This is a genomic window from Ensifer sp. CCNWLY38, from assembly GCF_037120565.1.
Taxonomy (GTDB): domain Bacteria; phylum Pseudomonadota; class Alphaproteobacteria; order Rhizobiales; family Rhizobiaceae; genus Ensifer; species Ensifer adhaerens_H.
In genome coordinates this window covers 182,333-203,011 of sequence record NZ_JBBBBO010000014.1, presented here as the reverse complement: position 1 = coordinate 203,011, position 20,679 = coordinate 182,333, and the positions used below count along the sequence as shown (strand labels likewise).

Genomic DNA, 20,679 nt, shown 5'->3' with positions numbered 1-20,679 from the left:
CTTACTCAATGCTGAGCGCCATCATCCGGCGCCATCGCTGGAAGGTCTCCTGCCTCGACAGCCCTCAGGTAATACTCGGCCGCTTTCTTACCGTCCGCGGGGACGCCTTTGCCGTCGCGATAGAGGTCTCCAAGCCGGAGCAAGGCGTCAGCCCTTCCCAGTTTGGCCGCACTCTCGTAGGCCGCAACCGCGGCCTGACCATCGACCGGCCCGACGGCGCCCGAAAGATGAAGGTCGCCAAGCACCACATAAGCGTAGGGGTCACCGCCAACGCCGACTTGCGTTACCATCGTGAGGCCCGCGCCGATGTCCTGTGCGGTGCCTTCGCCGCGAGCCGTCATTTCGCCCTGCCGCAGCCTGCCGGTTGCGTCACCGGCAAGCCCGGCCCTGCGATAATATTCGAATGCCTTGCCAGGGTTGGCTGGCACCGCCCCACCCAGGCGATAGATATCGCCAATTCGCACCAAGGCGTCATAGCGCCCGAGCTCGGCTGCTTTTTCATAGGCGCGCACCGCTTCCGGCACGTTGGCGGCACCCGCGGAACCATCGGCCATCAGATCTCCCAGCGAGACGAGTGCATTGCTGTCGCTGGCATCAGCCGCCGAACGCACCAGCGCCAGGCCGGCAGCGACGTCTCTGGCCGCACCCTGGCCACGCACCATCATCACGCCGGCCATCACCTTGCCATCCAGGCTTCCGGCGTCGGCCGCCTTCCTGAAATAGCCATAGGCACGGGCAGCATCGGCCGGCAGTGTCCCGTCGATGCCACGCTGATAGATCGCACCCAACAGGTTGAGGGCATTGGTATCCCCGAGATCGGCAAGCGCATTCATCTGCGCAAGTCCTCCGGCAACATCGCGTTCGGTGCCCTGTCCGAGCAAGGTCATCTCACCGACACGCAGTTTGCCGGCCATGTTTCCAGCCCCAGCAGCTCTGCCGTAATAGGAGAACGCCTTGGGCAGATCCTGCTTTACCGACCCGCTGCGGCTATAGAGATCACCGAGCCTGACCAATGCATCGGAATGGCCAAGTGTTGCGGCCTTTTCGTAGGATGCGACCGCCCCCGGCAAGTCCACAGCGGCCACGGTCGCATCGCTCAACAGGTCACCAAGCGCTATCAGCGCGAAGGCGTCGCCGTGATCGGCAAGACCTGCCAACATGGCACGCCCCGCGTCATAGGATTGATCGACGCCGCGTCCGCGCGCAAGCATCTCGCCGGTGCGCAGGATGCCGGTCTCGTCGCCACTGTCGGCTGCGCGGCGGAAGTAGCCGTAGGCCTTGGCAAAATCGACTGAGATAACACCACCGTCCGACCGGCTGTAGAGTGAGCCGAGCAGCACGAGCCCAGCGGGGTTGTGCGTGCGAGCGACCACGTCCTCGATCATCGCCAGCCCGCCATCAACATCCTTTGTCACGCCTTGACCCAAGGCGATCATTTCGCCAATTCGCAGCTTCGCCGGCTCGTAGTCCAAACCCGCCGCCTTTCGGTAGAGGGCCATTGCACGCGCCGGATCCAGGGCCACCATTCCTGGGTTGACCGGACGATAGAGGTCGCCCAGCAAGACCAGCGCCTCGGGATTGCCTGAGCTGGCGAGAGCCTCGATCATCGCCAGCCCCCTGCCGACATCGCGGGTTACACCTTGCCCGCGCGCCAGCATCTCACCAACGCGCAGTTTGCCATCGTCACTTCCGGCTTTGGCTGCCTGATCGTAGAAGTGAAACGCCCGACGTAGGTCGGCGGCGACCACCCTGCCCTGGCTGTAGAGGTCCCCAAGCCGCACCAGCGCGTCAGCGCTGCCCATAGCTGCCGCTTCCATATAGAGCTTGGTGGCCGCGAACGGGTCGGCCGGCGCGTTTTTGACTAGGCCGACCAGATCAGCGGGCGATATGATCGCATAGAGCGCATCCGGCCGGTCCGGATTGGCCAGCTCGCGATAATAGGTAAGTGCTGCATCCGCGGCCGCGACGGTCGTTTTGCCGTCACGATAGAGATCGCCGAGCGCGACGTAGGATCCAGCCAAGGCTTTGACGAAGCCATCGGGCTGTTTCGATTGCTCGGCAATCTTGCCCTCAAAAGCCAGCGGCCGAACCGCCGGAACCTGTTCCCCGGGACTGGCCTGCGCCAAATTTCCCGACAACGCGGCGCTGGCCAACAACAACCATCCAATACGCATGCGCCCAAGCTCCCGACACGCGCGAACTGCATTCAAAAAACGCAGCACAGCCAAAAACAGCAACACAAAACAAGCACTGCACTTCCCGGCGGGGACAACTTGATGTGCTCCACCCCCTCAGCCACTTCAGCCTGTCGCTGAAGCAAGCCTGGGAGCCGCCGGTCTATTTGACCCATTCCCCCATTTTAATGCCTGCGCTATCCGGCGCAAAGACCTTGGCGTCCGATGTCGCCTTCACCAGCCGGAACCGCGCCGAAGCGAGCAACGCACGCTCGATCGCATCAAGTGAACCTTTCGGCATGACACTAAGATCGTCGATATAGGCCTTCTGACTTCGCGTGATGATGATGAACGCTGTCCCCGGCGGGCGACCTTGCAGCCAGCGTGACAGTTCCCCGGCGGGATCGGCGAGCACGGCGGCAATGGATTGCTTGCTCTCGATCGAGATCGGCACATAGGTGAAGCGCTCATAGTTCATGAATTGCTCGGGGTAGTTGGGAGCCCCTTCGATCAGCATCGTTCCCGCCGGCGCGTTTGCGTAGAGCCATTGCGAAACCGCTACTTCGTCCTGGGTGAAGGTGTATTGCCGGTCCTTGCCGTTGTTGGCGAGGACGAACGCCACCGACAGCAGCGCTACCAAAGCGCCCAAGGCATAGCGGGCAACGGCATCCCTCGGCGTGCCCGACGAGGGGAAGAACAGGGCCGCCGCGAAGAACGCCAGAAACGGTAGGGCGAAGAGGTAGACGCGGAAGGCGATCTCACCACCGTAGGATGTCGCAATCAGGAGGAACGCCGGGGCGAGTGTCAACACCACCGCCGCAGCATCGCGATAGCCCGCCGCAAGGCGCCGCAGACCACCAAGCAAGGCCGCCAATGCGATGACACCCGTCAGGGCACGCGACGCCCACGACACCACCACCTGCCCCGGACTTACGATCGAGGTGTCGACCAGGCGATCGCCGATCTCAGCCGAGGTAGCGCCAAACTGGTGAACCAGTTCCGGCAGCACGGACGCCAGATAGCCGTCTGCGTAGTAAAGGAGCCAACTGCCTTCGACGACCAGCGCGAATGCCGCATAGCCCAGGCTGATATGCCCCAGGAAACCCAGACCGCACAGAGCCACAAGCATGACCATCGGTGTAAGCGGATGCGTGGTCACGATGGCAACGATCAGCGCCATGGCCAGGATCGACGCCGCCAGCCTTGCGCCTGGCGTGAGGCCGGATGTTGCCGGCGGCTCTCCGCGCGAGGTAAAGGCAAAGTAGCGGCCGAAGATTCCCCCCAGGCCGCGGCGGTTGGGGTCCGCCCAGGTATGCACGACACGAAGTGGCCCGACGCAAAGCGCGATGAGCATCAGGTAGAAGAGCAAGGCAACGCCCTGCGGCGAGAAATAGTCCTGGCCAATCCAGTTTCCAACCGCGAAGAACCAGACCGAACCCCAGACCAATCTGGGATCCGCCGTGAAGCGCCGAAAGATCAGAGGGAGTACCAGCACATAAAGCAGATTAAGAGCCGGGGGCGAGAATCGGACGATGCTGGCAAGCTCGATCGGTTTGATGTCGAAGAACGTGGCAAGCTCGGCGCTGGCAACAAAGAGACCGGGCCAGTTTCTGTAAGCCGCCAGGAATGGAGCGGTCGGGTCGATCTGACCGTGCCGTTGTGCATAGTCGACGATGCCGACGTGCTTCCAGGCCCAGGCATAACGCAGTTCGTCGTAAACGATCGCGGGCGTGGCATGGAGCAACAGCACCAGCATGGCGATTTGCAGCAGCGGAATGCGGGTCTCGCATACATCTCGCTTCAGGCTGAGCGCAAAGCCAATCCCCACCGCCGCATAGGCCACCCAGATTGTGACAGGAAGGACGGAGAACAGGCCATAGTCGTTCACATTCGCCGGATCGATGCGGTAGAGGCTCACGACCCAGAACGTGAATGCAAACCCGAGACAGCCAAGGGATAAGGTGGCCGGGCGAACCGAGACGCCGGCAACCTTCTTCGCCGCCGGCTGTTCGCCGGTCGGCACAACGGCAAGGACGTCGGTCGCTACCACATTCACAGCGCACCTCCTTCAGAAGATACGATACGCAACACACGATCGACATTGGCCGCGATCCACAGCCGGCCAGTCCCCTCGGGCCGCCGTATCCGCTCACTGACTTGCTGCAGCCACACCAGACCGACCAATGCTCGGGTCGCAATGGCGTCGTCGCTCCAGCCTCGATCATCGCCGCTACTGACCGCGAGCCAGGCCTTTTCTTCAGGGTTCCATTCCGGCAACCAAAGCAGATCGGCAACCACAGCGCCCAGAGGCTCTCCCGAAGAAATCGCGCGCAGAGCGATCGCCAACCCGCAGGCATCATAACCATCAGGCGCATTTGGCCGTGCTTTGCCCCATTCCAGGATGCCGGCAAGCCTGAAGGCGTCGCCTCCAACTCCAGAAAAGCGAAGGTTGCGAGGCTGGAGATCGCCGTGGCACCACCCTAAGCGCAGTTCTCGGCCGCACCAATAGCTACGCTGCCTCTGCACGAACAGATCGAGCGCCGCTTCCCGCCGCACTTGCGATATCAATGAGCCATTCAGGTTCCGCAACTGCGCCGCCGGCCACTCGATCCACTCCCGGAACCAGCCCTCGCCGATCGCCTGCGGCGCCGATGTTCGGCCGTGCAGAAGCGCAATGGCGCCTGCGGCCTCCGTAAGCCCGGCTTGCAACTGCACGGGATGTCGCAACAAGCCGACACCACTCTCACCGCCAATTGCCGCCTCGACGCAATCGATAGCGCCCTTGGTGCGCCGAACCGCCAGCCGGGATGGTAGCAGCGGCAAGAAATCCCTCAGGCGCGGCTCCGCCTGCATTAAGTCGAGGTTGTCGATCTGCCGCTCGATATAGGTAATGGCAACGAGATCGCGCGCACGACGAAGCACGGCGCGGGTCTCGTTCTGGTATCCGGATACATCGCCTGCATGATCTGCGAGATACACGGTCACGGTTCCATCGGGGCCCGGTTCCGCGCCGTGCGGTCGCCAGCCGGGCGCATCGGGCCGCGCGGTCAGTAGCAGCAATGGCGCAAGATCGGCTTCGATGGGCAATGGCGTTTGCGGACGCCCCCAAGGCAGAAACTGTGCCGAGAGCCTTTTCGATGCGGCCGCAACCGCCAGAGCCCAGTCATACACACTGTCGCGACGGCCGGTGACAAGAGCAAACACGCCGACGCCGCAGGCGACGGTCAGCATCGCCAGTAGCCAGGCCTCGGCCATTCCGATCGGCCCCTCATGACGCACCAGGAAGACGCCCGAGACCAGGGCCAGGGCCATCACCGAAAACTCGGCCATGGCGACCGATCGCATCCACCCCTTGGTGCGGGCAATCGACAGGTATATCGACAGCACTGCGGAGACGACGCTGGCGATCGCGAAGATCCGCAGGATGGCGGCGCCCTCATCCGCGTAAGTTTCACCGAAGACCGACATGATCGGGTGCGCGAATATGACCATGAGCGTGACGAGGCCAAGCAGCGGCAGCACCGACATCACCGCCGCATCTGCCGCGAGCGACCGCAACCGACCGCCGTTGCTCGCGCCTTCGGCAAGCAGCGAAAGCCCCATCGAACTGCCGACGTAATAAAGTGATGTGAAGATCGTCCAGGCGACGAAGAAACTGGCACTTTCGGCAGCACCGACCAGATTGAGCACCACCAGAGGCGTCGCGGTCCATGCCACCATCATCGACACCGCTCCGATATAGTCCCAACCGAAGTATCGGGCCATGCTCTGCCGATGGATCAGATGCTCATAGTCCGGCGCATCCTCCGTCGCCGGCACGAGCCGCTTGAAGATCAACAGATTGACGGCGAGCACAAAGAGGACGACCGGCGCCGTCCAGGAGAGCGCGATCGCCTCCCAACCGAGGCCGAAAAGCGTGAGAGGCACCAGCAGCGAGATCTTGATGAACTGGTACGTGGTCTTGGAAATCGGGACCCATATGGACTGCCGCAACCCCGAAAGGGCGCTGTCCTGAAGCGCGAAAACCGACCAAATCGCGACCGTCACGACGAACCACGCCATGACGCCGGCGCTCTGCGTCAAAACCTCCAGTTTCGGCATGAATGCGCCGACGACGAAAAGAAAGACGACCGCGACCAGAATGGAGGCAGCCACCGAAACCGAGTAGGCAAACAGGATCAATCGACCAGCGCGCTTGCCAATGGTCGGGACAAAGCGAACGAGGAAATTGCCGAAATTGAGCTGGGCTGCATTGGAAAGGTTGACGATGGTCGCGGTGATCGCGCCGCCAAGGCCGATCGCCTCCGGGGTGCTATAGCGCGCGGCCAGAAACCAGAAGGCCAATCCCAGGATGGCGGTTAGCCCGCTGTTGGCAATAAGGGCGTAACCGTTGCGCAACAGCGACGAAGTCATCAGGCCCGACGGCAGCAGCTGTTTCCACCCTCTCCCACGCCCACGGGCCTGCATCTCTACTGGCCTCGAATGCTGCAGGATTGGTGGGTTCGCGTTCATGAGCCTACGCGCCGCCAGACACGCACATAGTCGATCAGGAAATCGGCTGGAAACTTTGTCTTGGCATTCGGCGAGCCCGGCCAGTTGCCACCCACCGCCAGATTGATCAGCAGGTACATGGGCTCCTGGGAAATGCCCTCAGTCTTTGTATAGCGCCACATCTCCTTGCCATCGAGGTACCAGACGACAGCATCCTTGCGCCACTCCAGGCCATAGACATGCCAGCCGTTGGCGAGATCGGTCGTCTTTGCGCTCTTGCCATCGCTCTGCCAGCTGTTCTGTTTGTCGAGGTAGTGCAAATGCATCTCGTAGGTGTCGGTTGCGTGACCGAGCACCTCGAGAATATCGATCTCCGGACGCGGCTCCTGCGTCGACGGCAGCAGCCAGATGGCTGGCCACAGGCCTTTGCCACGCGGCACCCGGGCGCGGATCTCGAAGTAGCCGTACCTAGTGGCAAAACGATCGGGCTTCGCTCGCTCCAGATAGTCCCGGCCCGTCGTCACCATGCCGGATGTATAATTGAAAGTGCGGCCCTCATGCCCGTTGACCTTTTCAGGCTTCGCGGTCAGACGCAGGTAGCCGTTGCCGACACTGACGTTGTCGGGCATGTACCACTGCAGTTCCTTGTTTGCGAGGTTCGTGCAGCCGTTCTTGTCCCACCAATAGCAACGGGTCCACTTCCGGCGATCAAGCCGCTTTCCGTTGAATTCCTCGGCGAAGATGCGTTTCCACTGCCCGTTTCCGGGCGGCCCGAAATCTTGAGCCAGGGCGCCAGAATTTGCGACCCACAATGCGCATGCCAGTCCCGACAGCGCCGCTACCCAATACCCCATAACCATGCAACAACCCGTCCGGTCCGACTACATTGGCCTGTCGCAAGACGTACTAGCCTGCAGCTACCTGCGAGTGCACGCAAAACGCGGGTTTCGCGCATTTGCCCCCGTATTCGCCAGCCTGTCGCTTACGAAATTTGATATCTCTGATCGAGCTTCGCGTCGTCAAGGAGATTTCCTGCCCGGATACATCAGTCAATTACTTCAAAGTATGGAATTCACCGGGAAAGAAAGCAATCAATTCAATTTGAACTCGAAATTATTCTATGCCCTAAAAATATATCCGAAACTTCAGTGCCTACTTAAATATAGATAGCATATTACTTTTGGCTGTGAAAGATAATGATATGTAGCTATAAATAGAGGGCCTCATCTCACCCAAAAGGATTAGAAAACTCGCAGCGTCAATTGCAACTCCCGGACGTCGATGGCGCCTCTCACGGCGATGGCGGCGAGACCACCCGCAAGGCTTAGATCCGCATGAGCTGGATCAACTGGGCACAGCCAACAGCATCAGGCGTTGGGCGCCGAAAAAGAACGACGCGCAGAGTACAACCATCGTCATGGCATCGAGCCACCAGGGCCAACGTGACCGCAATGGTGGCATTGTGGCGAGCGACATCTGGCGGATGGCCAGCACGGCGATGGCGGATAACATGGCAATCAGACCATATCGGTAGCCGTTACCGGTAACGGCGATGCCGAGCTGCTTCTCTTCGACCTGCGCCGTGAGCTGGACTTCGCCCCTGCCATCCACCTGATCGGAGACAAGCACACGTGCATTTCGAACGGAGGGGTGAGCGGCCAACGCCTGGCGGAAGCGATCGAGAACCGACGGATCATAGGCATCGCCTTGCTTGAAGGGCTGCAGGCGCACCAAATCCAGGGCTTTCAGGCTGACGAGCCCATTGTAGGTAACCGGACCGAAATTCGCCGCAACACCGGGATTGAGGATTACTCTAACCTTGGCAAGCGCCGTGCCTGGCATTCGCGACAGATGGCGGCTGACCACGGTCACAAGCGGGTACGAAGCACTCCGAACGCGCCAGAGCATCTCGTCTTCCAAGCTCGCCAGAACCTCGCCGTTGACGGGTTTGCCGGCGGCGGCAACCATCTGCCGCGTGATGTCGTCGCGAGCCACCTGCGTCAGGTCGCCAAGGCCGCCAACTTCAATCAGGCCCACGCGATAAAGCGCCTCGGGTCGCGGGGTAAACACGATCTGCGCGGGCGCGGCGCTTTCGCCATCATCCGAAACATCGATGTGCGCGTCGAGATACCCCATCCCGCGCATCATTTCTTCGAGGCGACGCCGCTGCGCTTCGACTATGGACTTTGTAGATACGTCCGGCTCGGCGCCAGCATGCGCTTGTTTCAGCTCGACCGCATTCAGGGCCGCGCGCAAGGTACCGTCGAGAACGGCATCCGAAGTCGGTTGTAGTATGATGACCGGAACGTCTGCGGCAAAGCCTGTTCCGACAAGACACGACAATATCGCCGCGTATGCCACTGTCAGAACGATGGCGGTCATGACCTTGCGCATGGTGCCTCTCGCGTTACGACGCACTACCAAGGAACCGCGACTCCGCGGGTTCGAGAGCACATAAAATAGTGATGCCGCTATCACTTTCCGGAACCGTTATTGCCCTCCCCAAGCAATCGCGGCGGCGACAATAATATTGCGTACAGGCTCAGGCTGTATATCGGCCTCGCCCATCAGATCGCCCTTGACGGTTACACCGATAGAGCCCAACCCGGCTAACAAATTAGCATGTTGTTATATCGCCGTCATGCAACTTTTGCTCGATACTCATACCTCTTCTTGATTAGAGAAAGGTAGAAATGGCGGACCGAGGGCACTCTTTCGGGCCGGCTGCGCTCAGACGGGCTCACCATCGAGACAGTCAAAGAGGGCCATGCGAGTGCATTATCGCCAGTGGGATCTGCGCCTACGTCTCGTCGTCTCTATTGTCGCGTTGAGCGCTTCGTCCCGGTCCGCGTTGCGAGCACGTTGCGGATCGCAAAGCTCGAGTGGATTCGTGAAACACCAGGAAGAGCTGAAAGGATTTCCTTGTGAATGCGTTCGAACTCGCCGGCATTGGCGACTTCGACGCGCAATAGATAGTCCGACCCGCCGGTCATCAGGAAGCACTCCTTTATTTCGGGGTGCCTACGTATCGCGGCCTCGAAGCGGTCGAGATAATCCTCCGTCTGACGGTCCAGCGTGATGTTGATGATCACTGCAATGGTGGCCTCGACGTTCGAAGTATCTACCAGCGCGGTGTAGCCACGGATAACGCCGGCCTGCTCCATCAGCTTTATGCGCCGCAGACAGGCCGATGGCGAAAGGCCGACTTCGGCGGCAAGGCTCGCATTGCTGCGTCGGGCATCGAGCCGAAGCAGGCGAAGAATGTTGCGGTCTATCGCGTCAAGTGCGGCCATAGCAGATTATTCCAATTCGTCTTCGTTTATTTCAATGATCATTATTTCACGCAACGATCAATCATTCTTTCCTTGGCAATTTCACGATCGTTTCACTAATCTCCCGCCAACACGGGGGAGGCTGGAATGGACGGGGCAATACAGGCAAGACGGCAAGCTACGGCGACCGCCATGGGCGGCGCATCGGGCTACCTGACCATCGATCTAGCAGCCATTGCTCGCAACTATGAAAAGCTGGCGGCGGAGGTAGCGCCTGCGCGCGCAGCCGCGGTCGTCAAGGCAGATGCCTATGGGCTCGGCGCCATCAGGGTCGCCGCCGGGCTCTACGAGCATGGTTGCCGTCACTTCTTCGTCGCCCAATTCGTTGAAGCCCTGCGCCTGCAGCCAAGTCTCGCCGCCGACGCGACCGTCTATGTGTTGAACGGCCTCCTGCCCGGCAATGAAACGGCCTGCGTCGAGCACGGCATCGTGCCGGTCATCAATTCGCTGGAGCAGTTGCAGCGCTGGAACGAGACTGCGAAGGCGCTCGGCCGCAAGCTTCCGGCGGCACTGCAATTCGATACCGGCATGTCGCGCCTCGGCATTCCACCGGCAGAACGTGCCGCCGTGGCCAGCCTGCTGACAGCGAGCGGAAGCATTGATGTCCAGTTCATCATGAGCCACCTCGCCTCCGCCGACGAAGCCGAGAGCGAGCAGAACGGAAGCCAGCTCGCCGAGATGAACCGCATCACGGCCGAATTCCCCGAGTTCGACCTGTGCTTCGCCAATTCGGGCGGCATCTTCCTCGGCAGACCCTATCATGGTGTCCTTGCCCGTCCCGGCATCGCACTCTACGGCGGCGCGCCGATCGCCAACCAGCCCAATCCGATGGAGCCCGTCCTGCGCCTCGACGTGGCGGTCGTGCAGACCCGCACCGTGCCTGCCGGCGCGCGCGTCGGCTACAGCGGCACCCATGTTGCCGCGGGAGAAACCCGCCTTGCCACCATTGCCGTCGGTTATGCCGATGGCCTGCCGCGCAGCCTGAGCGACCGGGGCGCGGTCTATTGCGACGGCATTCGCCTACCGATCGTCGGCCGGGTCTCGATGGACAGCATCACCATCGACATCTCCGCACTGCCGGAAGCTTGCCTGCACCTCGGCAGCCTCGTGGAAGTGCTTGGCCCCAACCAGACGCTTGAAGACATTGCGCGCGACGCCGGCACCATCTCCTACGAAATCCTGACCGGCCTCGGCCAGCGCTACGAGCGGCAATACCGCTGACCCCTTCTCTTCTCCCGTGAGGACATCATGAAAGTTATCGTTCTCGGCGCCGGCATCATCGGCGTGACCTCGGCCTACCAGCTTGCCAAGGCAGGACATGAGGTGACGGTCATCGACCGTCAGCCCGGCCCCGCCTTGGAAACGAGCTTCGCCAATGCTGGCGAAGTCTCTTTCGGCTACTGCTCGCCCTGGGCCGCGCCCGGCATTCCGATGAAGGCGATGAAGTGGCTGTTTATGAAGCATGCGCCTCTGATCCTGCGCCCCAAGGTCGAAACCGCCATGCTGTCGTGGATGGTGAGGATGCTCTCCAACTGCACGTCCAAGCGCTACGCCATCAACAAGAGCCGGATGTTGCGCCTTGCCGACTACAGCCGCATCTCGCTCGCCACACTGCGTGCAGAGACCGGCATCGCCTATGACGAGCGGATGCAGGGCACGTTGCAATTGTTCCGCACGCAGCAGCAGCTCGATGCCTCCGGAAAGGACGTCAAGGCGCTCGCCGCCGACGGCATTCCCTACGAGGTGCTGGACCGCGACGGCTGCATCCGGGTCGAGCCGGCGCTGAAGCACGTGCGCGAAAAAATCGTCGGCGGCCTGCTGACACCGAAGGACGAGACCGGCGACTGCTTCAAGTTCAGCAACGCGCTTGCGAAAAAGGCGGAAGAACTCGGCGTGCGCTTTAACTATGGCAGCATCATCCGCGGCCTCGACGTCGAGGGTGGCCGCATACGCGGCGTCGTCACCGCGCACGGAACGCTGCAGGCCGACGCCGTTGTCGTGGCGCTCGGCAGTTTCTCGCCGCTGCTCGTCAGACCGCACGGCATCCGTCTGCCGGTCTATCCGGTCAAGGGCTATTCGCTGACGATCCCGATCACCGACGCGTCGCGCGCGCCGGAATCGACTGTGATGGACGAGACCTTCAAGATCGCCATCACGAGGCTCGGCGATCGCATCCGCGTCGGCGGCATGGCCGAAATCTCCGGCTACACCAACGATCTCGGCGAGCCCCGCCGCCTCACACTCCAACATTCCGTCACCGACCTCTTCCCCGGCGGCGACGTGTCGAAGGCGAGCTTCTGGTCGGGCCTTCGCCCGATGACGCCGGATGGCACGCCGGTCATCGGTGCGACGAAGGTCGCGGGCCTCTATCTCAACACCGGTCACGGTACGCTCGGCTGGACGATGAGCTCCGGTTCAGCCCGGGTGATCGCCGATCTCGTCAGCGGTCGCAAGCCTGAGATCGACGCAACCGATCTCGCAGTAGCTCGCTACGCTTAAGCGGTTCCGTTCAACACTTTCGAGGAAACAGATCATGATCCAGGAAATCCACACAACCGACGCGCCGGGCGCCGTCGGCCCCTTCTCGCAGGCGATCAAGGTCGGCAATCTGCTGTTCGTCTCCGGCCAGTTGCCAATCGATCCAGCGACTGGCGAATTCAACTCGGATGACGCGATTGCGCAGGCCGATCAGTGCCTCAAGAACCTTGCCGCCATTGCGGCCGCCGCCGGCACAAGCCTCGCCAACACCGTCAAGACGACGGTCCTTTTGACCGACCTCGGCAACTTCGCCGAAATCAACAAGGTCTATGCCGGCTTCTTTTCCAAGCCGTTCCCCGCACGCGCCTGCTACGAAGTCAGCGCGCTTCCAAAGGGTGCAAAGGTCGAGATCGAGGCGGTCATTGCGCTCTGAGCGCCTCGCGTAGGAGACGTCAATCAAATGGGCGGCCAACACCGCCCAACCTCTCCAACTATGGCGTGGCTTGATGCCACGCCAACTGTGTTCATCAGCTTCCGGCGCGTTGTCGTTCGAGCCATTCCCACATGACGGCGGCGAGAGGCTGCGGCGCCTCCATAGGAACCATATGCCCGGTGTTTTCGATGATTTCAAAGCCTGAGCCGGCGATGCCCTGGTGAAGCTCAAGCGCTTCGGCTCGGGACCTCAACCGGTCCTGCTCCCCCGCGATGACGAGGGTTGGACACCGGATGGTTTTCAGATCATCCCTTTCGTCTCTCCGGTCGATCAGCGACTGCCTGCGAAAAACGTCGCCGCCCAATCGCTGCCCTGCCGCCTGGATGCGTGCAACAATGTCCACCCGCTCGGCATTGTCAGGGTGCAGCGACGAGACCACGGCCGGCCGGCTCAGCCCCTTGAAGACGGCACTGCCAGTCTGTCCAGCGATTGCTTTCTTCCGCTGAAGCTCGACATTGCTATCGCCGCGCGCGGATGTTGCGACGAGGATAAGGGCGGTTACCCGGTCGGCAGCCTGCCGGACGATTTCCCGAGCGACGTAGCCGCCCATGGAGAAGCCGACGAGCACGAATTTGGACGGCGCATCCCCGAGGGCGCGACGGGCCATAGCCGGGATGGAACTGTCCTGCGAAAGATCAGCGTACGTGGCGGGGCCACATTCGCTGAGCGCGGGAACCACGTCACGCCAAAGATCGGCATCGAGCATGAACCCCGGAACCAGAAGCATCGCCATATTTCGCCACCTCGCCGTGCACGTCGATTGACGGTATCGGAAGAAGGAGGGCAAGTCGTCAAGGCACGCCCTGCCACCGGAGCGCAAAAAGCGGGAACGTCTTTATGACTCGGTTCGAAGCGCCTTGGTTGAGCAGCGGAAATGTCGCGTGCGGGAGACGGACGGATAAACAAACATCCATATGGATGTCGACAAGGCACAACTTCGAGCGACTCAACTCCAGTTCATCAAGCCCGATGTCATAATCCTTCTCAGGCCCTCACGACAGTGGAGGTTCCGCAGCCCGGGCCAGCGGTTCGGGCGCAGCTAATACGACTTGCGGCATCAGCGTTCTGGATTGGAAGCGCGAGGCAATCCCGAACCAGATCATTAGTGTTGCCGCATAGGAGACGTAGGCATCAACGGCATAGTGCCAGCCCAGGTGTATCGACCCCAAAAATATTAGAACAAAATGGACCTTGAGCGCCCATTGTATGACGGGGTGAAAGCTTCTTGAGGCCAGCACCATCAAGAGCGCCGTGGCGTTGTGAAGGCTAGGCATGGCAGAAATGCCCATCTCGGTGCCTGAACCTGCGTACCCCTGCCAGAGCAGGTCTTGGACATCAAGAGCAAAGATCGGCGCGTTTTGGTCAGCAGCTTTGAGATAGGACATCAGATCGGCATACGGGTTGTCCCCAAGCCCGAGGTTGCCGAAAAAACACGGACCGGCGGATGCGAACGCGGTCGCCAGGACGCTACCGAGAAAGATCCACAGCAACGCAAAAGTGACGAGAAACTGAGTGCGTTGAGGTCGCTCGCTGAATGCAAGGGCCATCCAAAAGGTCCACATCACCATGAACCAGATACTATAGTTCATGCTGAGCAGGAACGTCACCGGCCAATAGCCCAGGATCGGCTGAAGCCACTGCCATGGGAGCCAACCAAAGTGAAGTGTTCGATCAAGATCGCTCAGCGCCTCGTCCCAGGAGAACGCAGGCAAACGAGCTTTCCACGGCCAGAATACGCTTACAAGGATCACTTGTGCGAGGGCAACAGGAAGATAGGACGTAGCCGTTGCGAATGATACGCCGCGGATGTCGCGGATGATCGCGGTAATCGGGCGGTCCACGCGATTGACCAGAACATGGTAGCCCCCCCTCACGCCTGCCGCGAATAATGCAGTTATCGAGACTAGGCCCATCAAGGAACCGAAGAAATACCCAATCCAGGTGCTAGGCGTCATTTCAAGGACGATAAATGCTAGAAGTAAGTAAGCAATCGATAACAATACAACCGCAGCATCTCGGCGTGCACCAGCAATCAACGCGCTCACGAATGCCTGAGGACTAAACATAGTCAGATCCCTCTGACTGCTTCAGCCGGCTCGAGGCGCCGGGACAGAGACCAGTCAGTCAGATCGGCGAACGGTTTCCAAAACAGGAGCGCTATGCCGCCGCCGATAATTCCGTCGGTCGCGTAGTGCCAGCCGAGCTGGATCGAGCCGATGTAGATCGTGACGGCATAGGCCAAGCCAATCTTGCGACACACGCCACCTCGCTGCCAGGTCACGCACGCGATGATCACGGCAACCGCGACATGGAGGCTGGGCATTGCTGATATACCGGAGACCGCCCCACCATCGCCCGTGTATGCCTCCCAAAGAATATCTTGCGCGATCAGCGCCCCCACCATCCCGGTGTCGGCGTCGACGTTCCTGAGCAGCGCCATCAAGGGCGCGTACGTGTCGTCACGGTAAAGAAGTTCCACAAAGCAAGGCCCGGACGACGATAACGGGAGTGCCAAGATGTTACCGCCTACAAACCAGGTCAGCAGGGTCGTCAAGATGTACCGCAACCGCAACTCATGATTACCGATCCACGCAACCACGATCATCAACAAGGTGAAATTTACCATCCAAAGATTGTAGACGAAATTCAAGGCAACGAGCGAATACACATTCCCGAACACCTTGCTGGTCAGGACATGCGGATCCACGCCACCGAACAACACCCGAGCCAGCTGGATCAGGCTCTCATCCCACGAGAATGGAACGATCGCCGGAATTGTCGACTTGACGGTGCTGATCACAAAGATCATCGCGACAAAGATTGCGGTCGAATGCGTTGCGTGCGCCAGTCTATCGTTCCCGAGCAGCACTTTTTCCATGTGCGCTTTCAGCGCCGCCGTTGGGTGCACCTCCCGTCTTGCGAGCATCTTGAGCACTGTCCGCAGCGTGTAGAGCGACGCCATGCTCGTAATCACCGAAAAGGACCAGTCCGCATAACGCGATGCTGTTTGAAAGTGCGGGGCAACACCAAGATACCCAACCAGGCTCGCCATAGCCGCAGCGTGCGCCAACAGGATCGTATAGGCTAGCCGATAGTCAGCGGCAGTCCTGCTGAACGAGAAAAGAAGCATCGTCATTGAGCATAACCGTAACGGATGTCCCCTACCGCCATTCAATCGCAGTTTCTAATATTTAGTCAACCGTCGATTGCTGCGGCCAAGGCGCAGAATCTTCCAACGACGCTTCCTCGTCCACGTAGACTGGTTGCCGCGCGTATATCCGAGCGCTGATACGACCGAGGATATGCAACCTTCAAAGACGGAGCCTGCTCAAGGCGCAGTAGAGCGCTCTCCTTTTCTCGACGATCTTGCGAAATTCAACCGCGCCCGAGGCTCGACTGATCGATCCGCATCTGCCGCAGCATGTTCCGGCCGGCAATCAGCATCTCAAACAGGAATGCCACAAGCGAACCAATGAGCGAGACGATCGCACCGCCGAAGAACCAGAACAGATTTTCTTCGCGGAATCCGAACTCAAGCGCACCGGCAAGCAGGTTCAGGATCGCACAGCCAGTACAGATCGCGGCCAAGGTTCCCAAGGCGACCGCTATCTCAAGGGCAAGCGTCCGCCGACGCAGATAGTCTAGTTGTATGCGCCGTGCTTCACCCTCCCCGTCTTTCTCCGCCACCTCGTTAACCCGATCCGAGACCCTGCCGAGGCGAGTCGTATAGACGCTGACAAATCCAGCCGTGCCAGCAAGAAGGAAAACAGGCGCCAGAGACGTCTGAATGATCGAGGCAAAATCGTTGATGATTGACGGTGACTCCATGCGTGCTCTTAATAACTTTTGCGCAAGTATCCCGACTTGCAATCTGGCAACCTCTGATCAACCTACAGCAGCTGTAAAAATAGACAATTTTCCGGCCGAGAGCTCAGACAACGCTCCGCAGCCCCTTCCCAAGAGCGTCTGCTTGATTGCGCCCACCGGATCGATGCGCCAAGCGAGATTCCCAATGCCGAATAGGGAAGTCGTGAACTCTCTTTAAAGTAGGACCATCCTCAGCAGGTCCGCCATTTCATTTCGCGTAATGGCGAGCGGAGCGCATGCTCTTGATGATCGCCGCATGAGCGCTAAGGCATGCCAACAGTATCAGAACGAACAAGGCGAACGCCGCAGACGAGCCGCAGACGAGTGACCAGCCAACCGGTGGAAGTTGAGAAAACGAAATACTGGCGAGGCCCGCGCTGTTTTGTGAAATCTGGAGCACGGCGAGTCCCGAACCTATGAGCGCCACGTGCGCATGAATGAAGCGCAGCCGCAGGTATCGCTCCGGCCGAACCGCCAGATAACCGCCAGCCCCGGCGGCGACAAGGAGCGCCACGGTCGCGCCCCAGAAGACCATATCGGAAGCGGTTACGAGCGTGAGTATGAGCATGCGCGTCATCGGTAGCATAGTTGTGTACACGGCCCACACGAGTGGGCTGGACGGACTGCTGCATAGTAACGCGACGCTGAGAAGCGAGATGGTCGCCGCCATGTAGGCTCCGCATGGGCCAAGGCGAATCACGGTCAAAACTAAGGCGCGCATGGTCTATTCCTTCAGCCCCCGAACCCATCTGGCTCGCATCAGACGAAAATATAAGATGATGCTTAATCGAGGCTTACGTGATTTGCCGGCTGGAGCGGAATATCTTGCGGCCTGTCAGGCCCTCCCGCGTCGGTGTCTGTCAATTCCACCGCTTGAATATCTGGGCGGCAAGGCGGAATTGCGGAGGCAGATGCGATCGGCCGGCCGGCAGCAGGTGTCTCTTTATTGCGACTCCCAAATTCAATTCTATCTTTATTAGCTATTTTTCCGGAAGATTTCCGGTGAGCTCATTTCTAGGCGAGGCTAGGATGCCCGCAATTGGGGGAACGTAATGGAAATGTCTCGGAGCAAAATAGGCCGCGTTACGCTGCTCGCAGGGGTGCTGATGCTGGCCGGGTGCCAATCGGATGCACTCGACGATGTCGCTGCCTTCGGCGATAGCGCGAAAACTCTCAACGATGATTCGGCGGTTGCCTTCTACAAGGACGATGAACTGGTGACCACCGGCAAGCTCCAGTTCCAGGAGAAGAACTACGGAAAGTCCTATGCGATCTACAAACGGGCGGTCGAGGTCTTTCCACGGGATCCTGCCGCATGGTTAGGCTTTGCGGCTTCGTCCGACATGATCGGCCGGTTTGATACTTCCGATCGCGCCTATGCGCAGCTTTCGAAGATGATCGGCGGCACAGCCGTCTACTACAACAATATCGGCTACTCCCACCTGCTGCGCGGTGACCTGCCTGGGGCCCGAACCTACTTCCTGAAAGCATATGAGATCGACCCCTCGAACGAGACCACGGCGAGGAACCTCGAGTTGATGAAGAACAGCGTCAAATACGCGCAGCGGTAACGGGCTGTCGCCGCTCGCGCACGTCTGTCGGCGCCAAGCGGACCGGGAGTGAGCGCGCTTACGTGAGTTTTCTACTGAGAACGAACGCGCAGGCAATATTTCTGTGAATGAAGAATGCTGGGCTATTGAGACAAACATTGCTTCTTCGACGGCTTATCGAAGAAGTTATACCCCGCGCCAACGGGGCTCAATCTAGCGCACCTTTCTTAGAACGAGCTTACCATCCGCCGAGACAGTTCGCTCGTAGCGCGGCAAGTTGGCAATGGAACCGCCCTGGGGATCGGCTGCGGCCAGAACATCGTCAACAGCGGATTGTGGAGCGGAAACCGAATAGGATGATGGTGAAAGGCGCTGGGGCACTTCTTTCCCGGGCGCGCTGATGATCATGCTGCCGCTGGATGCGAACATGCTTGGGGTCATGCGGCCATCGAAGTCGGCGACATCCCTCTGCAACTCCTCAACGGATTTGCGAACAGCCGCCATATCATCTGCCTTGGCCCCGCTGGCGATGTTCACGGCCTGTTTGCTGATCTGCTGCTTCAGGCCGTCGATCGAGCGTTTGAGAGCAGAAAGGGTTTCTCGGCTTTCGCGAACGTCCGCGGCATTCTTTGCGGTGTAAAGCAAGATGCCGGCGTTGAGCGGCAGCAGCATGAGTCCGAGCGCGATGATCGGCATGCTTCTCGAACGGCGTGGCGCCTTCGCACTGTTCTCTCTGCGCCGTAATTCGACGTCGGGCTCGATTTCGACATCGACATTCGAAATATGCGTCATCGATTTCCTCCGTCAGCAAACTGGGCCGCGGCCCTGACTTCACCTATCCCCAAAACCCCGCGTGATCCAGATGGACCGCACTCGCCTTATATGTCCTGCACTTTTCCGTCGATGGCCAGCCTGCACGAGCATTTCAGATATTCCTTAACAAGGCTGCCCCTGCCGAGAGCGGCTCGCCCGCCTAGTCCAATGTGAACACGCCTCCCCAAGCCCGCTCAAGCATCTCCAGCGACGCGACCTTCGGCAGGTCGTTGAACTCGCAATAGGAGGAAATGAAATCCAGGAGGTACTTAGGATGGTAACAGGACGCCAGCGTATCCCCTCGGTACTTCCGTTCATAGAAGACGTGCAAATCATTGCGCGCCAAGTCTACCGCGACCGCGCGGGCATAGGACTCGAAGATGCGAACATATTCATCCCGCGATGGGTTATTCACATATATCTTATATTTGAGGCGGCGCAAGCCGGCCTCATCGGAAAGCTCCCGGGGCGGAATGTTTGTCGAAAAGACGACGAGCTCGTCGAAGGGCACCTTGAACTTCTTGCCGGTATGCAATGTCAGAAAGTCGTAGCCACGCTCGAGCGGCACGATCCAGCGGTTGATAAGCGCTTGCGGCCGGTCCTGCTGACGCCCGAAATCATCAATGATGAAGACTCCACCCGAGGCCTTGAGGTGCACCGGCGCTTCGTAGACGTTGGATCCCGGGTTGTGGGTCAGGTCAAGCAAGTCGAGGGTGAGTTCGCCACCGGTCTTGATGACCGGCCGACGGCATTCCACCCACCGTTGATCGGCCTTCGGGTGCGGTCTAGTCGTCGGTTCCCGCACGGCCTGATGCGTCGCCTCGTCATAGAAACGGATGACGTAGCCACCGACCTCAATGGCATGAGGCACCCAGATCGTCTGGATGAAAAGCTCGGAAGTCCGTTCGGCAATGCTCGTCTTACCGTTGCCGGGCGGACCATAGAGAAGGATGGAACGGCCCGAATTGACCGCCGGTCCCAGCTTCTCGACCAATGCCGGCGACAACACCAGCCCGTCCAAGCTTCGGACAAGCCGCTCGGAAGTGACGCGTTCGTGATCGATCGACTGCACGCCGATCTGGCGACAGAAGGCGTCGAGTGACACGGGGGCCGGGCCGACATACTCCGACTGCCGCTGGGCCGCCTGCGCATATTCCAAGCCCTTGATCGAAAGGGCATAGCGGATGTCGGACTTGACATCGTCCCCCGCCAACCCCCGCGCTTCGAGAAAGGACAGCTTCACCAATTCTTTGATGAGAAGGTTCGTCAGCACCTTCGAAAGCTTCATCCGGTTGGAGAGATGCGAAGCCGTAATCGTGTCCTGCTCGGTTGCGCATTTGGCAGCGAGCCGCAACAGGAACGACAATTCAAGCCCGGTCTCTTCGAGGCTCAGCGGCACTACCGGCATGCGCGGATCAAGAGCGAGAGCAAAGTCTTCACGGTCTTGGCTGGGCGAATATTGCATGGAGTCTTACTCCTAC

At 59.9% G+C, this 20,679-nt stretch carries 17 protein-coding genes; 4 read left to right on the top strand and 13 right to left on the bottom strand.

Features of this window, described 5'->3' with window-relative positions:
* Window positions 1-5 precede the first annotated feature (5 nt).
* The 6 genes from V7S54_RS27125 to V7S54_RS27100 form a co-directional block, all read right to left on the bottom strand.
* The gene (locus V7S54_RS27125) at window positions 6-2,174 is read right to left on the bottom strand and encodes a tetratricopeptide repeat protein (protein ID WP_336409099.1); all 2,169 of its coding nucleotides are present in this window, start codon (window positions 2,172-2,174) and stop codon (window positions 6-8) included.
* Window positions 2,175-2,337: 163 nt separating this feature from the next.
* Window positions 2,338-4,197 carry a hypothetical protein gene (locus tag V7S54_RS27120; protein WP_336409100.1) on the bottom strand — a complete coding sequence of 620 codons (1,860 nt, stop codon included), beginning with the start codon at window positions 4,195-4,197 and terminating at the stop codon, window positions 2,338-2,340.
* Window positions 4,198-4,226: 29 nt separating this feature from the next.
* Window positions 4,227-6,641: a phosphotransferase gene (locus V7S54_RS27115; protein WP_336409101.1), complete on the bottom strand. Its 2,415-nt coding sequence runs from the start codon at window positions 6,639-6,641 to the stop codon at window positions 4,227-4,229.
* A 41-nt stretch (window positions 6,642-6,682) separates the two neighbouring features.
* Window positions 6,683-7,525 (bottom strand): glycoside hydrolase family 16 protein, encoded by an 843-nt coding sequence (locus tag V7S54_RS27110; protein ID WP_336409103.1) that lies wholly within the window; start codon window positions 7,523-7,525, stop codon window positions 6,683-6,685.
* 484 nt (window positions 7,526-8,009) lie between these two features.
* A complete protein-coding gene (locus V7S54_RS27105; RefSeq protein ID WP_336409104.1) occupies window positions 8,010-9,059 on the bottom strand; it encodes a hypothetical protein in 1,050 nt (349 codons plus the stop codon).
* A 422-nt stretch (window positions 9,060-9,481) separates the two neighbouring features.
* Window positions 9,482-9,958 carry an Lrp/AsnC family transcriptional regulator gene (locus V7S54_RS27100; protein WP_336409105.1) on the bottom strand — a complete coding sequence of 159 codons (477 nt, stop codon included), beginning with the start codon at window positions 9,956-9,958 and terminating at the stop codon, window positions 9,482-9,484.
* 126 nt (window positions 9,959-10,084) lie between these two features.
* Between V7S54_RS27100 and alr the strand changes: the two genes are divergently transcribed.
* Genes alr through V7S54_RS27085 form a run of 3 tightly spaced genes read left to right on the top strand, consistent with a single transcriptional unit; the run spans window position 10,085 to window position 12,908 of the window.
* Complete coding sequence (alr, locus tag V7S54_RS27095) at window positions 10,085-11,218, top strand: alanine racemase (RefSeq protein WP_336409106.1); 1,134 nt, start codon at window positions 10,085-10,087, stop codon at window positions 11,216-11,218.
* Between the two features lie 27 nt (window positions 11,219-11,245).
* Window positions 11,246-12,496: a D-amino acid dehydrogenase gene (locus V7S54_RS27090; RefSeq protein WP_336409107.1), complete on the top strand. Its 1,251-nt coding sequence runs from the start codon at window positions 11,246-11,248 to the stop codon at window positions 12,494-12,496.
* 34 nt (window positions 12,497-12,530) lie between these two features.
* Complete coding sequence (locus tag V7S54_RS27085) at window positions 12,531-12,908, top strand: RidA family protein (protein WP_336409108.1); 378 nt, start codon at window positions 12,531-12,533, stop codon at window positions 12,906-12,908.
* 94 nt (window positions 12,909-13,002) lie between these two features.
* Here V7S54_RS27085 and V7S54_RS27080 read toward each other — a convergent pair whose 3' ends face one another.
* The 5 genes from V7S54_RS27080 to V7S54_RS27060 form a co-directional block, all read right to left on the bottom strand.
* Window positions 13,003-13,701, bottom strand: a complete 699-nt coding sequence (locus V7S54_RS27080) for an alpha/beta fold hydrolase (RefSeq protein ID WP_336409109.1) — start codon at window positions 13,699-13,701, stop codon at window positions 13,003-13,005.
* A 259-nt stretch (window positions 13,702-13,960) separates the two neighbouring features.
* Window positions 13,961-15,034, bottom strand: a complete 1,074-nt coding sequence (locus V7S54_RS27075) for a phosphatase PAP2 family protein (protein WP_336409110.1) — start codon at window positions 15,032-15,034, stop codon at window positions 13,961-13,963.
* Between the two features lie 2 nt (window positions 15,035-15,036).
* The gene (locus tag V7S54_RS27070; protein WP_336409111.1) at window positions 15,037-16,104 is read right to left on the bottom strand and encodes a phosphatase PAP2 family protein; all 1,068 of its coding nucleotides are present in this window, start codon (window positions 16,102-16,104) and stop codon (window positions 15,037-15,039) included.
* Between the two features lie 239 nt (window positions 16,105-16,343).
* On the bottom strand, window positions 16,344-16,796 hold the full coding sequence (locus V7S54_RS27065; protein WP_065373002.1) for a DUF2721 domain-containing protein: 453 nt from the start codon (window positions 16,794-16,796) through the stop codon (window positions 16,344-16,346).
* Between the two features lie 247 nt (window positions 16,797-17,043).
* A complete protein-coding gene (locus V7S54_RS27060) occupies window positions 17,044-17,403 on the bottom strand; it encodes a hypothetical protein (protein ID WP_336409112.1) in 360 nt (119 codons plus the stop codon).
* Window positions 17,404-17,893: 490 nt separating this feature from the next.
* Between V7S54_RS27060 and V7S54_RS27055 the strand changes: the two genes are divergently transcribed.
* Window positions 17,894-18,406, top strand: coding sequence for a tetratricopeptide repeat protein (locus V7S54_RS27055; RefSeq protein WP_065373157.1), 513 nt, complete (start codon window positions 17,894-17,896; stop codon window positions 18,404-18,406).
* Window positions 18,407-18,598: 192 nt separating this feature from the next.
* Here V7S54_RS27055 and V7S54_RS27050 read toward each other — a convergent pair whose 3' ends face one another.
* Window positions 18,599-19,177: a hypothetical protein gene (locus tag V7S54_RS27050; protein WP_065373004.1), complete on the bottom strand. Its 579-nt coding sequence runs from the start codon at window positions 19,175-19,177 to the stop codon at window positions 18,599-18,601.
* Window positions 19,178-19,358: 181 nt separating this feature from the next.
* Window positions 19,359-20,663, bottom strand: coding sequence for an AAA family ATPase (locus V7S54_RS27045; RefSeq protein ID WP_065373005.1), 1,305 nt, complete (start codon window positions 20,661-20,663; stop codon window positions 19,359-19,361).
* Window positions 20,664-20,679: the final 16 nt, after the last annotated feature.